The organism is Peribacillus sp. CSMR9 (genome assembly GCF_033141925.1).
In the GTDB taxonomy this organism is placed as follows: Bacteria; Bacillota; Bacilli; order Bacillales; family DSM-1321; genus Peribacillus; species Peribacillus simplex_A.
Genome location: NZ_JAOPHO010000031.1, coordinates 1 through 15,730 on the forward strand (window position 1 = coordinate 1; position 15,730 = coordinate 15,730).

The window sequence follows — 15,730 nt, forward strand, 5'->3', positions numbered from 1 at the left end:
CAATAGAGGAAATAGAAGAAGGTATCTACAGACTAAAACAAGCTCTAATTTAAAAGTTACATATCCATCCATATGGAACGGTTTAACTATTAAACGTAATGTTTAATGTTAATTAATTTTAATATGAAGGTAGAAGTGACTAAAAGGAAGGCGAATTTATTTTGGCTATAATAGATATTGACCAATTGCTTTTAGATACTGAAGAAATTGCCGAAGAGTCAATTCCATTCTATCTCGATACATTTGACATTGATCAATTATTAGATAAAACGAATAACTGGTAAAGCAAAGCATGCCCAAAGTGGATATGCTTTTTTTCTTCCTTGTCTCTTAAATACATTCCCGGTTTAATTGTCATTTTGTTTAGCTTGATTGATACGTTCATTGTCATCGTCCCCTTGTTTTTAGACATTTGCTGTGTCATCAATCTTAACCCTAACCTTAAGGTTAGGGTTAAGATATTAACTAACGGTAACTTTGTAACAAAGTTTGATAAAATTAATACACGAAACCTTATAAAGGGGTACCACCACATGCCCATCAAGCTAACAACATAAATTAATAGAGCCAAATAATAAAACTATCCAGTACTGGGAAATTAGGCATGTCAAAGAAACCTTTAAAAAAGCGATATTTTTTGCTAGGCAGCTTGTCTAACCTTCACCGTCGTTTGATACACAACCCCAAGAATATCAAAGACAGCCATATAAATGGCACTCAAGGCGTTCTTTTTTGATTGTTTTACATTCATCGTTTTCAAAGAATGACTTCCATGTTTTAAATAAAATCTCAATCTGCCACCGCAAGGAATAGAGGGAATGGACATAATCAGTGGGGACTTCTTCTGGGAGATGTGTTCGTAATATAGACGGTCATGCCCATCAAGTGCTTACTTTTATCTTTCATGACAATGCCTTTCTTCTTTACTCGTAGTGCTTGGTTTTTTAGGCGTGTTTGCGTTTGATCGTCGGTTCGTCTATGGATAATAACACGTGCTGGGAGCTTCTGATTTTGTCCAATGTATGCCTTTGATATTTCCAGCGTTTCACCAGGGGTTAGACTAGACATCATTTGTGTCATATCAACCTGGATGTATTCGGTTTTTTTTTACCGTTCCATTGTTGAAGAATTCTGGGTCGAAATTCTTGATATAAATACGTGTATTTGGCTTCAACCGAGAGATAAAATAAGCCTCTTTATCATGAATGGCTTGTAAGTCTCCTATATCAAAGTAACCAAGATCACGTAAACATAAATCGCCTTTCTCTACAGTTTCAAGGCAGATTGTACCGTATGTTTTATCATTGTTTTTTCCTGGTCCTAACTGTACGTTTAAAAATTGGCCACTTAATAAATCGTATTCCAATTGGATTTTCACCCCTGCAGTATTACTACTGCCTCCAGAGCCTTGATAATTTGTGGCGAAGGAATCAGGTAGCTGAAATACAGTCGCATCTAGTAAGTGATGTACTAGCGACTTCTTGGCTGAGCCAAACGCACAGGGCGATAAGTCCATTTGCTTGATACTTACTAGTTCGTTGTACAAAGCCCACCTGTTTGGCAGTTTCTTGTAGGACTATTGGGGATAGAAAACGTTGTAATTCTTTTGCAAAAAGTGTCAGTTCACTGGAGACGATAGGATTCATAAAAAAACACCATCCTTTCTCGTAAACTTCTTACGATAAGCATAGCGTTTTTTCATTTTTGAAGGTATTGTTTAAACTTAGCTTGATGGGTATGGGGTTCGCCGAGATACGTGTAAAAATAGGTCACGTGGATACATTTTTTACCAAACGTTTTTTTCGGTGATATTTGTAACATAAACGAATGTTTCCGTTACGTTTTCTATTTATCATACCGCCTACATTTTAACAAATATACTCTAAGTAAAATCCGACATAAAAAACTCTAATTTTACTACTCTAAGCGCTTTTTATAATCGTCTATAAAAGTGACTTTTGGATTCTTTCAAAAAGCAACTGTCATACGGTTAATACTTTCATAAAAACAAGAAACATCTCTATTGTTAGAGATGTCAGAGTGTAGACAAACTCCTTTTCCAAAAGAATTGTTGGAGAAAAAGGGGTTTTTTTATCTTTTAATTAGCATATTTATTTGTAAATTTGAAAGAAGGACACAATATATTGTTGCTAAACTTTTTATAAAAAACAGCTGTCGACTTTGTCGACAGCCTGACATCTCTATTGTTAGAGATGTTCCTTGTTTTTACGAATTTTAACTTCAATAAATAATCGCTATTAAAATTAGAGGAAATTGGAAATATTTGTTGAATATTTACGGAGAAATTCATTTCTAACACGTTTGACAGGCGCAATTAGATGTGACTTTTTTACTTGTATTTCTCGTCCGCCATAAAAGTAAGAGATATGCCATTTATTACTCCTAAATATCCCCTTTAAATGACGAGATAAAAATACGATCAATATCAGAAAGAAGGATTTATATTTTTTACTATTACTAGTAGACTTTACCAAATTATTCACTGGATTTTGTACGTTTAGACACATTTTGAACACGATTTAACCCCTTTACTGTACGCTAAGAGATATTTGTTCAGAAAATCATACCATATTTATAAAGGAGGATTACCTATGAACTTTAATGAAAATTCTTCAAATTCAACAGAATGTGCACAGACACAAGCGATGAACGGTCACAGTCCTTTATTCGATCGTATAAGTACAGATGGAAAACCTTACTGGGACTATATTACAAGATATGCCCCTGTTATTTATCAAGATATAAATACAGGGTCAGATTATGCAAATGGAGTAGTGGATTTAATTGCAAAATTTAATGCAGATGGGAACTGGAACATGGCTGACCAATGGGAAACAATAGGAGTAGTTCCTCAAATCCCATATGTATATGCTTCTGTTCAAGAAACGAAGACACATCTCTTTTTAGGATATTATTTTTATCATGCACGTGATGAAGGGTACTTTAACTCAGAGGACCACGAAAATGACTTAGAAGGAATCATGCTGGCGGTTCGAAAAGATGGAAGTTATGGTGTTCCTGTGGCTATGGAAACAATACATCATAGTGATTTCCTACGGTATCGTTTAAAGGATTCTAATGTGCAGCCAGGATATGCTGGAATCGAAAGTACTACAGTCCGTTTCTCTGAAGTAACCCATCCGGAAATTTTTATAAGTGCTAGTGGTGATCTGATTGGCGATTACGGGCATAGTGTGAGTGCTTTTACTGGTAAGGAAGATTCTGGAAATGATGGGATTGTTTATAAATTCGGAGAGCCTTCATATCCCGGACAGCCTACTCAATTTTCACCATTGTGGCAACATACTTATAATTATGGAATCTTGCCAATAGATGAATTATGGGAGAAAAAATTCCACTATAACAATACGCCGTTTCAATCGTTTGGTGTTTTTCCAAATACAAGAGCCGGAGGCACCGCAAATGCAAACGCTCCTTGGAATTGGTCTGATGAAGATCAAGATGGAACAATAGGAAAGGGAATCTTTTTCACGGATCCAGCTTATTTGTTTGATATTGACTTTAATGGATTAGGGACATTTTCTCATGAATATGTGTACAATCCCTATTGGACACATAAAGTGACACTCAAGTCTGTCACCCCTCTGGCTTATAAAGACCCTAGCAGTATTCTACCTGATATATATATTAGTATGGATACATATCCATTGAGTAAAAAGAGATATATAAGTGAAAAAGTGTGGATGAAATCCGATGCTGCTTTAAATGTACCGCACACCGTCATTTTTGGTGGTGACCAAAAAACCGCAAATACTACTTTTTCAGAGCCTACAAATACACTTCATATCGCAGTGTCTAATATTAATCCTCGATTGTGGCTGGAAGTAAAGGATTATGATCCATCAGACGCGGATGATGATATGGGATCTATTGTAATACCTTTAGATACAGGGAATATTGCAGGAAAAGCTTATGTATCAGAAGCAATAATTGACTATGAAGTGATATCAAACCCGAGTTTTCCATTAGCGCCAGAAGGAGTCTATATTTACACGGATGCTAACTTTTCAGGGACCTCTAAGCAATTGACAAGTAGTGTTACGAACTTTAAAGATATTAATATGAATGATGCAGTGAGTTCTATTAAGATTGTTGGACCTTATGATGTCATAGGCTACTCAGATGCGAACTTTACAGGACGTTCCACAACATTAGTAACAAATGATAATCTAGGTTCTACCCATATTGGTAATGATGAGATGTCTTCCATTCGAATTACACGAAGAACCATCTAGAATAGATTGGGTTCTGTTGCAAAGTTTTAAGCACAATATGGAATTAAAATACAATTATTTAAAATAAACGCTAGATACTATATAAAAGAATGTTTGACATATTCAATATTTTGCGATGTTTTTAAAGTTTTCAACAGAACCCGTTCCTTTTTCCGTATCTGATAGATCGGACTGCCATATTAATAGACTCAACGCATCATGGTTGTCGGATGAACCGAAATTCTACGCTCTTTCAGAATTACAGAAACATCAAAATAGCTTAAAGGGTTGCAGCTAACGTACTAACTTAAAATTCGCGCAAAGGATTATTTGTATCGTAACAATATTGAACGTTATATTACAAAATATCACCGAAAAATAACGTTTAGTAAAAAAATATTCCCTATGAGCTAGTTGGGGGTTTCTATTGGTGAAAATAGTATTATTGGTTCAGGGAAAAGAATTCTAAATATCCTTTAGGATTCTTTTTCTTGTGAAGAGTCAACAACTTGGGTATGAACTTTCTATAGATAGAACCGTTATAAGATGAGGGCAGATTGAAATAGGGGATCTATCACATATACTGCGCGCATAAAGGGTGCTTGAACTCCTTTACATGGATTTTATTGATGCCTTTAGAAAGGAAGATACTACGGAGGCCATTCAAAAAATCATTAAATTATTGGATAATGAACAATAAAAAAAGACGCCAATAAAGGGCATCTGAAGCTTTGAAACAAAGTTTGATCAAATTAATACAAGAAACCTTGATAAATGAATAAATGGAAAGGGCATGTTTTGAAAAAGATTGATCAAAACATGCCCTTATTCTATTTAAAAGATTGATCATTTTTGTGTTTCTTAATCAACTAACGCACCCGTTAGTTCATTAAGAAATCAGATATTTATTAGACAATAAATTTAGTAAACCACGCAATATATCCTGCCCCTGGAATAAAAAATACTTGGGCTAGAATCGTTCCTAATAAACGAGAAGTAACCATCATAAGAGATACACCCTTGAGATTAAGGTAACTTCCCTTTTGATTTATTACGTCATCAGCAAGAATAGATATTTTAGGGTCAATAAAAATTATAAGTAAAATTGTAGCTATTCCATTTATTAGACCCGATGCCATAATAGCTGTTGTTGCTCTTTCTGGAGCTATTAAAGCAGCATATAACGCAGATAACACTCCAATTGTATAGATTGCAGTTATTACCATATTAATTAAGAACAATCTTATGGGAATATCTTTCAATCTAATATCCTTTAAGTAAGAAAACTTTGGTAAATGAATGTGTTTTACCCCACGTTTAATGTATTCGAAAGTTAATCCCTTTTTTATTAAAGCTGGTATAGAACCTCTTTCTTCAGATAAATGAACAATAGCCCTTGAAAAAATTGCAATAAAAGTAGGAAGTAAAAGAATACCCATAATTGTTCCTAATGTTGATGAACCAATAATGATTCTATATTGGTTTTCAACAAACTCTAGGGTATTTACTTTTGGAGCATTATCAACCAGGCTCCCTGTAAATGGTTGCTGCATCATATTCGCTAATCGAGAAATCATAACCATCAAGTTAAATAAGGATAGAGCTGAAGCTAACAATCTTACTCTTGCACCAGATAATCTGACTGCATATGCAAGTGTTTCGATAGAATGGATAATAAATATAAATAGAGATATAAGAATTAATTTTTCTGTTAAGAGTTCCAAAACAAATTACCTACTTTAATATTTTTCTTCCCATATTACCACATATATTTCCAATTTGTGTTATGGAACTATCCTGCCCCGATAGTTGCATAAAAAAAGGAGCTGCTGATCAGCTCCTGGTAATGAAGTAAAGCACCCGTTAGTACATTAAAGCTAGTTTTTTATTTGTGATTTTTTAATATCTGAACCTCTTCTTCGAGATTATCTATTCTTTGTTGAAGTGCTTTCTTCGGTTCTGAAATCCTTCGACCTAATATAACGAAGAAACCAATAATAGCAATAATTCCTCCAGCAAAAGCAATAATAAATAACAGTGCAACATCAAACATATAAACAACTCCTAATTTATTTAGGGATTTCAGATTGAAATAAATCGTCCCCAGTATGACAACAGAATTAACAAAAATAAGATAGCAGAAATAACCAACACTTTTTTACTGTTATTTTCACCTTCTTCTTTCTTTTGCATCATTTTCTTTCTATATTTCATTTGTACCTTTTTCTTTTTATCATCTAATTTCATATTGCAGGTAGACTCCTTAACGAAGATAATTAAGTTAATTTTACCATAAAAAACCACTTTGTTATGGAACTATCCTGCCCCGTTAGTGGCATAAGAAAAAGGCTGCCTCAGCAACTCCCTTAATGAAGTAATGCACCTGTTATGCATGCCAGCTGGCAGCCTGATCTTCAACTTAATTGTAATTCATTATATTTTTTCTAGTTTTTAAATTGATAAGTTCATTTAGTCTTTTACCTGCTTTCAATACTTATCAATCGTAGCGCCAATGACGGAGGCGCGAAGGAAATCTAGTTTTTTGAAACGTCTAAGCTCCACTGCCGTACCAGTCACGACTGCCCCGTTAAAACGGATTTCCCCTTTTGAAGATTGGGTGTTTTCCTTGATTCCCTTCAGAGCTTCTTTAATAGAGCTTTTATGGCTGTCTGTTTTAGTCAGTTGCTCCAACTCGTGAATGAATCCCTGCCCACTTTCTCCAGAATAAGGAACTTCTTGGCTGACATCAAATCCAAAAGCACCGCCACCGCCCTTAGTTTTTAAGCTATCAGAATCCAGCTCCTTTGTCATTCTGTCCATTAGAGCGACAGTTGTTGTATCGACCCATAGCCAATTGACATTTTCATAGCCAAGCTTCTCACCCATCTCTGCTAAAGTCATTGGCTCCTTAAAGGAAAGGGCAACCTCGATTAACGTATTTTTGTCCAAATCAACGGCAGTATCAAGTTCATCTGGTAAATAGTCATAGGACAAACCTGGATAATAAAAATCAATTTTTCTTTCATTATTGAAGTCATTATAACGGACTGTTCGTTGCGCCTTTTCGTTATAAACATTGACTTCAACCATTCCACTTCCTCGTTCAATGGTGTCTATCCTTCCGAACAATGGGATTTTCTCGGTCTTTTTATCCCATACTATTGAACGGTCACCAATGCTTTTACGATATGTAGTTTCTTTTGTTACACTAAATAAATTGTAATTATAGCTGCTATCCCCAAATGATATATTTGCCCCATGAACCATCTCATATATACCATCCTGATGCTCTAGCCGTTTATTGAGGATGTATTGACTGCCTGTGAAAAGAGTGGTCAACAGGATGGTAGTTGTAAGTACAGCAATGATTACATACTTGATTGTCTGCCTCCTTTTTGTTTTTTTGAGGGCCTTTTGCAAGGAAGGCGTGTTGATAAAATCGATTTCTTTCTCTTTTTTTGATTCGTGATTATCGCTCATGGTTAGCCTCCTTATAAATCTTCGCTAATTGTTTCCTGGCTCTGAATAAATTCGTCTTAATAGAACTGATAGGTTTCTCTAATAACTTGGATATCTCTTCATACGATAAGCCTGATTGATACTTTAATAACAAAAGTTCTTGAAAGTGCGGCTTTACCTTTGATAGTGCATCCCCAACCTCTCTATTCCTTTCTTTTTCAAGAAAAACCACCTCTGGAAGCTCCTTTTTATCCGTCTCTAAAAGTCCTTCATTTAAATTGAGATCGTACCGCCGTTGCTTCCGGCACTGATCATAATGAAAATTTAATGATACACGTATCAGCCAACTCCTTATCTTAGAAGTCTGAATTGTATCGTAATAAAGCAGATACTTATAAGCCGTTTCCTGAACAACATCCTCTGCATCGGCTTGTGAAATACCCAATTTCCGCAAGTATCTATATACGATATTAAGCTCTGAATTAAGCTCGTTATTCTTATTTATGTCATCCATCATCGTCCTCCTGCCTACTAGACGTATACCGTAAAGAAAAGTTTACAATTTTAATCACACAAAATAGTTTTTTAGTAAATAGTTTCTAATTTTAGTAAGAATCGCTATGTATCTTTGAAACAACGTTTTATAAAATTAATACAAAAACACCCTGGTAAATGAACAAATAGAAAGAGCATGTCCTGACTAAAAGATAAATCAAAACATGCTCTTAACTATTCAATTGAATGGTTCTTTTAAGGTTTGATCATTCTCCATACTTCTAATTGAACTAACGCACCCGTTAGTTCAACAAGATAAACCATAAAACCTCCATTAAACAAGGGTGGTTAACATAATTTTCGATTTGTCGCTATTTCAAATTACGGATTATTTCATATAAATTACTACAAGCATCCATAAAGCTAAAACACCAAGGATAGCGAGTGTTATACGCGTAGATAGTATCCGTACTTCAAAGTTGGTTTTCTTAGATGGTTCAGGATATGCAATTACATAAATTCCCTTTAATAGTGCGAGCCATGCAATCAGTGTAATGAAGCCTTGCCAGTTAAGTGCCCATACATTATGCAGGATAACAGTACCTAACCCTAGGAAAATTGATAGAAAGCCATACATAATCCCAAATCCTCTGTCTTCGACCACTAGTTTTTTCAGTTCACGTAGTACCGATGGACGTACGAAAAGTATTCCCGATATGATAACTGTCGTCCATCCCCAAAACAGTCCTAAAAAGGTACTTGCTTCCATTGTTGTCTCACTCCTTTCGATTATATTTATATTTCAGGTACTTCCTTTTTAGAATTGAATCGGAAGAGGCGTTTTCATATCCTTTTGATATTAATGATGTATGAATATCGTATTCATGTGAGGTTTGAGGTTTACATAACCATTCATATCAGAAATAGGAGCAGTTAAAAATTCAATTATTTGTTGAACTAACCTGCCCCTTTAGTGCCATAAGAAAAGGTTGCCGCAGCAACCCTTTGTTAAACTATCGACCTTTAGTTGAAGGATGGTTAATTAAAACTTGATGTTTAATAATTCTTTCATTTCAAGAAGAACATCAGAATGTTTTTCTTTTGATAAATACATCATTTTCTGTCCTGCTCCATTTGCTTCTTGCTTCTTTCCGTTCGGTTCTTGAAACATAATCCTTCCATCATTAAAAAAATTCATCGTGTACACTTTGTTATCCATGGTTTCTTTATCGGATAATATAAAAAAGTAATTCCCTTTTTTATTTAATTCTTTACTCTTCTCCAATAACTCCTTATTAGGAGGTTGCACAACTTCCATTTTGTTTACTTTTTCTATAAAAGCCTGTATTTCATTAATATCTGTAATGACCTTTGAAGTTGACTCGGAAGATACCCCGTTCTCATCAACACTTTGCACTAATAAGGTTGTATATTCATCTTTATTAGGTATTTCTAAAATTTCACTTTTCGTTTTTGTAGTATCTAAACTACAAGCATTTAAGAATACTATCATTAAAATGCAAAAAGAAAACATCTTGAAAAATCTCAAATTTCATCCCTCCATTTCTTCCTTCTACATTATATGTAAATTGAAAAATTATCCATCCTTATTGAACTAACCTGCCCCGATAGTTCCATAAAGAAAAGCTGCCTTAAAGACAGCTCCGATCTTCAGCTAACGCACCCGATAGTTTAAGTATAATTATCACAATCTCTATTAACTTCTCTAAAATTTTTAAGTTATGTACAAAAACTATACTTTGACATCGCATAAAGTATGGAGATTATTTCAAGTAAAATAAAACTGCCAAGTTGATTTTTAAACTCACTTATTTATTGAGTTCATTAGTTGGAAGAAGTATTCAAGTTTGTGAGTCTTATTTAGGCTATACCACGAATGTAATGTATCTGGTGCAAATACATCTAATTTTTTCAGTACTTCCATCGCAAATTCCAAAGGAGCTACTCCTGATGCAGTAACCAAATTTTCACCAGTTACTACAGGTTCCATCTCATAAAAATTTTCTCCTTTATAATTAGGACAGACCATTTTAATATACTCTAAGCTATTGCTTGTATGCTTTCTAGAATCTAGATACCCCATATTCGCTAGTCCCTCAGTTGCACCACAAATAGCAGCAACATTAGTGCCAAGCTTTAAAGCCTCGCCAATTTTTTTCAAGATAGGTTGATGAATAGCTTCTCCCCAAGTATTCCCTCCAGGTAGAATTACAAGATCTTTACAATCAAAGTTACATTCATTAAGGGAAATATCTGGTTTTATACTCATTCCCCCCATCGTAGTAATATTTTCTTTATTCGCTCCTACTGTAATTACTTTTAAAGGTGCTAAATCTTTTTTGAAATATCTTCCTGAATTTAGTTCAGCAATTAAATATCCATATTCCCAGTCTGACATTGTATTAAATACATATAGATAAACTTTTTTTATTGTCATCCACTAACACTCCAATCATAATTTTCATAGTTTATTTTTTCCACATCAAAAGCTACTCCACTAAAAAAAAGAACGTACGTTCCTATCAATGTGATTATATACCACAATTAACCAATAGTCTATTTCTTATGGAACTAACCTGCCCCGTTAGTTCAATAGACTTATTGTAGAGGTGACATATACTGTGACATAAAAAAAAAAGACGGTTTTACCGTCTCGGTTTGTCGACAAAAGCTTGTAATGGCTGGTGTTTTATAAGCTGCATCTGCGGCAACGGCTTCAGGCTTTCCAACTTTCTCAATCACTTGTTCAACCAGTGGCTCTAACATATGGCTATCATGCGTATTTCCAGGTGTTACAATCGACCCTAGCACAAAACCATTGCGGTCTGCAGCCGTGTGAAATGAATAGGCAAACTGTTTTGTCCGTTCATCTTTCACATAGTAACCACTCTCAGGATACTTTCTTTCGGAAGCTGTCATTAAGATGCGATAGAAAATCTGTTCAAACAGGTCAGTATCTTTAAAGCGTCGCTCGTAATTTTTCCCGAACGTTGAGAAGTGAGGCACTTTATCATGGAAACCGTAACCTAAAAACCAACGGTAAGCCATATTCGTTTCAACTTCTTCAATTGTTTTACGCATCGAACGAATACCGAAGGTATATTGAATCAATGTTAATTTAACTAAAATAACTGGATCAATACTTGGGCGCCCTATCTCTGAATACATATCTTTCACCAAGTCATAAATGAAAGTGAAGTCAATGGCCGCCTCAATTTTACGAACCAAATGGTTCGCTGGCACCAGTTGATCCAAAGTAATCATTTCAAGTTGATCTCGCTGAATAGAATGATGTTTCGAAAGCATCGTCATCACCTCAAGTTTTAATACTCCTATTTTAAAACAAAAAAGACTGTAGGCAAAAGCGGTTATATCTAATTGTTAAAACAAAGTTGATTGGAACGGAAGGTGCGAGACTCCTGCGGGAAAAGCGCGTCCAAGGGAGACCCCACAGGCGCAAAGGCGCCGAGGAGGCTCCCGGACCGCCCGCGGAAAGCGAGTGCCTGGAGTGGAAATCAACGTTCGAATTTTTAAAACCCTCAAAAAAAAATGTAGACAAACTCGATTTTCATCGAGTTTGTCTACAGTCTGAGACGGTTTTACCGTCTAATAGATTGCACTAGTTTTTTAAATAAAACTAATATAGCGAAAAGAGAAGTTAGAATTAATCCTGGAATATTGGACGAATCTTTTTATGGATTCGTCAACAATTTTTCTTCATTTGACCCAAGCTTGATCGTGTATTCAGTCGGTATCCATAAGCCTGTATTCTCATTTCTTCCTTGGAGAACATATTTCGGGTTGTTTTTGCCCATCCGTTCTGCAGCTGTTTTCGCAAGCTTGCCGATATCACCTGTTTTGAGGCGGTTGATAATTAAACCGAGTTTCAAACTCTTTATTGTCAGCATTTCATAATCTGTGCTGCTGTCTCCCGCTACGAATATCGGACCGTATCCGCCCCGCGTTTTGGAGATGGCGTGTTCGATCACTTCCACCTTACCTTCTCGAGCAGTGATCGGCCAATTGTCTTCATATTCTGCTTGAGTAATTCCTTCCTTCTTTTTTAATCTCATCCCAAAGACATTTTCCTTTGGAACGTTGTAGCCGTATTTTGGATTTGACGAAAATACCTCCACCACCTCTTCCATCGAAGCCGAAATAACAAAAACGTCAATCCCATTCTCCATAAAAGTATGCATTAAGTTTGCGATTTCCGAGGCCAGACGCAGTCCTGTTGTATAGGTAACTTGAACAGTACCGGCTTTTCCTAACATTGACCCAGGACTGATAAGCGTCACCGATGCCATTTCCGCCCCTAAATTATAATCATTTGAAGCCTCTGCAAGCTGCTGTACTTCTTCGGTCGACATGTTGGCAAATAAATAAAGCACCCATGGATATCCGATTTCAACACCGTATGTTTCCCCAATGGCTTCATACAGAAAGTACATTTTCGCTTTAAAATCTTTAAACTGATCAGTTGAATGAAGCGTTTCTAATCTCTCTTTTCCATTCATCCCATTATAGTTGGAATAAAGAAATTCGTAATCGCGCTTCAGATCCTCGGCGATTTCCTTAAGAGTTACCGCATTTCCTTGAAGGTTTTTAAACTCTTGTGAAAAGGGTCCATTCGGCACATTCTTTTTGATCACTTCATAAAACTCTTCCGGTTGCATGTTATATGCCAAGTGATCAATTTGATAAAGAAAGAGGGCCTCCTCCGTATCATTCATGATGCTCGTATGATCCCAATCAAAAACAACATAAGGTTTTCGATTGGGATCGTATCCTGTACTTCCAGCACAATGCTTATCAATTAGGTTTTGAACAGACTTATAGGTGTCAGGAGCCCATTTCCCTTCATCCAGCACTTGAATACAATGGCCCTCCCTATTTTGCGGAGTCGAAACTGCTTTTCCGCTTGCAGCCGCTCCTAAGGAAGCATACAAAAACAAGCAAATAACGATCATGCCAAATAAAGCTTTTAATTTAGTTCTCTTATTCATATTATCCCTCCCTGAAAAATGCAAAAGACGCCTGCCCAATAGCTCGTTATTAGCTATTGAAACAGGCGCCATTGCCGATTGATTCTTTTATGCATAAATATTATCACGAATTTTCAAAATAATCAAATATTTATTCATGGTTCTTTTCTTAACAATTGTAACTTTATAAAAAAGGATTTCTGTGATACTTATTCAATTAAGCGCCTGTTTTGCTCAAAAATCACAAAAGAGCTACATTCATACGGCTAATTTTAACATCTTACATGTTTGCGTTTAAAACCAAGCCTTCCTTTATCAACTGCTTTTTGAATACTTTCGTAAGCATTTAGAATACTGCTTTTTTTCTTGTCCCGTTTGACTTCTACTATTCCTAATGCCTTTGCGATCTCGACTGCCTTTTCATGGAGTGGCACATATGAAATCGCCACGGTGTATAGAAAATTATTCATAGCGGATTTCGTTCGTTCTGGCGAATCGTGAATCGTATTTTTCACAATGTCAAGCATATTGGAAATCTTGCTTTCTGAAAATTCAACGTCTAGTCGATTCCCTAAAAGCCAGCAGTAGCAACTCCAGCCCGCTGACATTCTCAGCTCTTCACCGCTTGCGATCCATTTATCTGCAACTTCTTGTGCAATATCTGACTCTGATAAAGTTACAGCCACTACAAAATCGGACAGCATATAAAAATACGCAGCATCCATCCAACGATCATAATCCGACTCAGTCATGGCTTTTGGGTCTGCAATAATGCCTGCAAAGTACATTGCATCGTAGTTCCCCGTGAAATAAAGCTCTTCAGCTAAACTTTGACTTATTTTTATTTTCTTTGCAATTGGTTTCATAGCTCCTGTAGCCACGCCAAAAAGCGGCTCATGCGCACCATTGGATATGTATATTTTTTTAGTTCGTTCCTTGCCAAGGGCTTCAAGCTCCTGCATAACCATTTCTAAATTCATCGTTTAGCACTTCCTTCTTTTTGGAGTTTTTCACCTAATATTTTACCCATCAAATATATGACCATTATCCTATAACAAACTACCATTTGTCAGCAGAACTACCGTCTAAGCATATCAGTGTTACGCAGGAATCCACTAAATGCATGTTGGCACTTTGTTCTCGAACAGATGGTAAGAAACAACGCCTTCTGTTACAGCCAAGGCTCATCCTTTTTATAAAAAGCGTTTTACCAGGTCTATTGTTGTGGTTTTTTCTAGATTTTTTGTTTTTTTAATTTTCATGGGAGTTCATTAAGAATAAGGCGATACTTCAATAAAGAAATAGGGTATATCCTGTTATGTATTACTATTAGTTCATTTATTTAATTTCATTTTAGACTTTAAATTTAAGATAAACTCGTACCCGAAAGCTACTAACAATCCAGTCCAAAAAATTACAACGGAAGTAAAAGGCTCAATTCCATATATTAGAAAGTAAATATAATTTATAAATAATAGCAACATATAGGTGTAAAAACCAAGTATTGCCCCTTTTCTCCAATTAATTGACTCTTTTTTAGACATACTTCTGAAGAATTTCATTTTAACCCTCCACAATATAAATTTACCCTTGCAGTTCCATTAATGCTCTTTAGTCACCCTACTGCGAATCTTTTTGTCATTTTCGAGTATTTGAAGTAAAGTTTGCTCATTTGTAGGAAGAAAGGCACATAAATATACGTTCAATTGAATTGGACGATATTTGGCTGTCTGTATTATGACAATTCCCCCATGCTCTGACCCACTAAAATAACCTGTTCAGATTCACAGCCAAAATGCTCATAGACAGTCAGTAAAGTCTTCCAACGTAACTTTGGAAGATGCAGTTTTATCCTTTTCATGTCCGGGTAAATCCAAGGTTAATACCTGATGTCAAGCGCCACAAAGGGACAACCCTCTCCCAGCTACACTCTCCATTAAAGTCCACCGTCTAAACCATCAATCTTTATCCCTCTACTCCAATCACGAGTGACTTTTAAATCATGATCTATGGTGGTTATCGTGACCTCTCCTTCTTTCTCATAAACTTTAGATGAATTCTCGTCATAAACTTTAAATTCCGTTGTGTATGTGTAATCTATTGTGCCATCTTCATTTTTCCTTTGTTCTTCAAGCTTCACATCTTGCACTACAATGCTTTTATTAATTTCTTTGGCTACCAATGAAGGGATTGAATAATAACGGTTAAGAATTTGGGCATTATATTCATCTTCTGATAAATATTCTTTAACATTGTCTGCAATTTCAGCAAAGGTTGGCGGATTTGCTGGATCTTTGATGGTATATCGTGCAGTATAATAGCCTTTAAATAACTTTTCAGCCTCTTCCACTTTGACCACATTTTCCTCTTTAACAGGTTTCCACTCTGAGGCCTCACCGTTTTCTTTGACTACTTCCTTGTTACATGCACTTGCCCCTATAATCAGCACAAATAAAAACAATGAGCCAAGAGTTTTTTTTATATTAGCCACCCCATTTTTATACATTTCAACTA

The 15,730-nt window shown here is 35.7% G+C and carries 13 protein-coding genes and 3 pseudogenes; 1 reads left to right on the plus strand and 15 read right to left on the minus strand.

Annotated elements, in window-relative coordinates:
* Window positions 1-253: 253 nt before the first annotated feature.
* Window positions 254-385 (minus strand): hypothetical protein, encoded by a 132-nt coding sequence (locus N9I19_RS14545; RefSeq protein WP_317778191.1) that lies wholly within the window; start codon window positions 383-385, stop codon window positions 254-256.
* A gap of 310 nt (window positions 386-695) precedes the next feature.
* Window positions 696-1,646 (minus strand): annotated as a pseudogene (locus tag N9I19_RS14550) (IS4 family transposase); the annotation flags it as partial.
* A gap of 966 nt (window positions 1,647-2,612) precedes the next feature.
* On the opposite strand from N9I19_RS14550, the gene N9I19_RS14555 reads away from it, so the two are divergent.
* Complete coding sequence (locus tag N9I19_RS14555) at window positions 2,613-4,277, plus strand: beta/gamma crystallin-related protein (RefSeq protein ID WP_317778192.1); 1,665 nt, start codon at window positions 2,613-2,615, stop codon at window positions 4,275-4,277.
* A gap of 191 nt (window positions 4,278-4,468) precedes the next feature.
* Here N9I19_RS14555 and N9I19_RS25465 read toward each other — a convergent pair.
* From N9I19_RS25465 to N9I19_RS14620, 13 genes and pseudogenes are all read right to left on the minus strand, one after another.
* Window positions 4,469-4,540: pseudogene (locus N9I19_RS25465) on the minus strand (IS6 family transposase); the annotation flags it as partial.
* Window positions 4,541-5,164: 624 nt separating this feature from the next.
* Entirely contained in the window at window positions 5,165-5,980 is an 816-nt protein-coding gene (locus tag N9I19_RS14565) for a lipid II flippase Amj family protein (protein WP_317778193.1), read from the minus strand.
* Between the two features lie 161 nt (window positions 5,981-6,141).
* A complete protein-coding gene (locus tag N9I19_RS14570; protein WP_155727302.1) occupies window positions 6,142-6,309 on the minus strand; it encodes a hypothetical protein in 168 nt (55 codons plus the stop codon).
* 29 nt (window positions 6,310-6,338) lie between these two features.
* Window positions 6,339-6,503, minus strand: coding sequence for a hypothetical protein (locus N9I19_RS14575; RefSeq protein WP_156404358.1), 165 nt, complete (start codon window positions 6,501-6,503; stop codon window positions 6,339-6,341).
* A gap of 240 nt (window positions 6,504-6,743) precedes the next feature.
* Window positions 6,744-7,736 carry an anti sigma factor C-terminal domain-containing protein gene (locus N9I19_RS14580; protein WP_317778194.1) on the minus strand — a complete coding sequence of 331 codons (993 nt, stop codon included), beginning with the start codon at window positions 7,734-7,736 and terminating at the stop codon, window positions 6,744-6,746.
* On the minus strand, window positions 7,726-8,229 hold the full coding sequence (locus tag N9I19_RS14585) for an RNA polymerase sigma factor (protein ID WP_317778195.1): 504 nt from the start codon (window positions 8,227-8,229) through the stop codon (window positions 7,726-7,728). Before N9I19_RS14585 ends, N9I19_RS14580 begins: the two co-directional genes overlap by 11 nt.
* Before the next feature lie 369 nt (window positions 8,230-8,598).
* Window positions 8,599-8,979, minus strand: coding sequence for a hypothetical protein (locus tag N9I19_RS14590; protein ID WP_061463106.1), 381 nt, complete (start codon window positions 8,977-8,979; stop codon window positions 8,599-8,601).
* Window positions 8,980-9,252: 273 nt separating this feature from the next.
* A complete protein-coding gene (locus tag N9I19_RS14595; protein WP_317778196.1) occupies window positions 9,253-9,759 on the minus strand; it encodes a hypothetical protein in 507 nt (168 codons plus the stop codon).
* Between the two features lie 276 nt (window positions 9,760-10,035).
* Entirely contained in the window at window positions 10,036-10,668 is a 633-nt protein-coding gene (locus tag N9I19_RS14600) for a type 1 glutamine amidotransferase family protein (RefSeq protein ID WP_317778197.1), read from the minus strand.
* Window positions 10,669-10,889: 221 nt separating this feature from the next.
* Window positions 10,890-11,537: pseudogene (locus tag N9I19_RS14605) on the minus strand (transposase); the annotation flags it as partial.
* A 386-nt stretch (window positions 11,538-11,923) separates the two neighbouring features.
* The gene (locus tag N9I19_RS14610; protein WP_317778198.1) at window positions 11,924-13,237 is read right to left on the minus strand and encodes an HAD family hydrolase; all 1,314 of its coding nucleotides are present in this window, start codon (window positions 13,235-13,237) and stop codon (window positions 11,924-11,926) included.
* A gap of 251 nt (window positions 13,238-13,488) precedes the next feature.
* On the minus strand, window positions 13,489-14,196 hold the full coding sequence (locus N9I19_RS14615; RefSeq protein ID WP_317778199.1) for a DNA alkylation repair protein: 708 nt from the start codon (window positions 14,194-14,196) through the stop codon (window positions 13,489-13,491).
* A gap of 956 nt (window positions 14,197-15,152) precedes the next feature.
* A complete protein-coding gene (locus tag N9I19_RS14620) occupies window positions 15,153-15,722 on the minus strand; it encodes a hypothetical protein (RefSeq protein WP_317778200.1) in 570 nt (189 codons plus the stop codon).
* Window positions 15,723-15,730 lie beyond the last annotated feature (8 nt).

Bases quoted from the DNA above. Each gene is read 5' to 3' on its own strand.
- N9I19_RS14545 (WP_317778191.1), bottom strand. From the start codon at position 385: ATGAACGTATCAATCAAGCTAAACAAAATGACAATTAAACCGGGAATG.
- N9I19_RS14555 (WP_317778192.1), top strand. From the start codon at position 2,613: ATGAACTTTAATGAAAATTCTTCAAATTCAACAGAATGTGCACAGACA.
- N9I19_RS14570 (WP_155727302.1), bottom strand. From the start codon at position 6,309: ATGTTTGATGTTGCACTGTTATTTATTATTGCTTTTGCTGGAGGAATT.
- N9I19_RS14575 (WP_156404358.1), bottom strand. From the start codon at position 6,503: ATGAAATTAGATGATAAAAAGAAAAAGGTACAAATGAAATATAGAAAG.
- N9I19_RS14580 (WP_317778194.1), bottom strand. From the start codon at position 7,736: ATGAGCGATAATCACGAATCAAAAAAAGAGAAAGAAATCGATTTTATC.
- N9I19_RS14585 (WP_317778195.1), bottom strand. From the start codon at position 8,229: ATGGATGACATAAATAAGAATAACGAGCTTAATTCAGAGCTTAATATC.
- N9I19_RS14590 (WP_061463106.1), bottom strand. From the start codon at position 8,979: ATGGAAGCAAGTACCTTTTTAGGACTGTTTTGGGGATGGACGACAGTT.
- N9I19_RS14600 (WP_317778197.1), bottom strand. From the start codon at position 10,668: ATGACAATAAAAAAAGTTTATCTATATGTATTTAATACAATGTCAGAC.
- N9I19_RS14610 (WP_317778198.1), bottom strand. From the start codon at position 13,237: ATGAATAAGAGAACTAAATTAAAAGCTTTATTTGGCATGATCGTTATT.
- N9I19_RS14615 (WP_317778199.1), bottom strand. From the start codon at position 14,196: ATGAATTTAGAAATGGTTATGCAGGAGCTTGAAGCCCTTGGCAAGGAA.
- N9I19_RS14620 (WP_317778200.1), bottom strand. From the start codon at position 15,722: ATGTATAAAAATGGGGTGGCTAATATAAAAAAAACTCTTGGCTCATTG.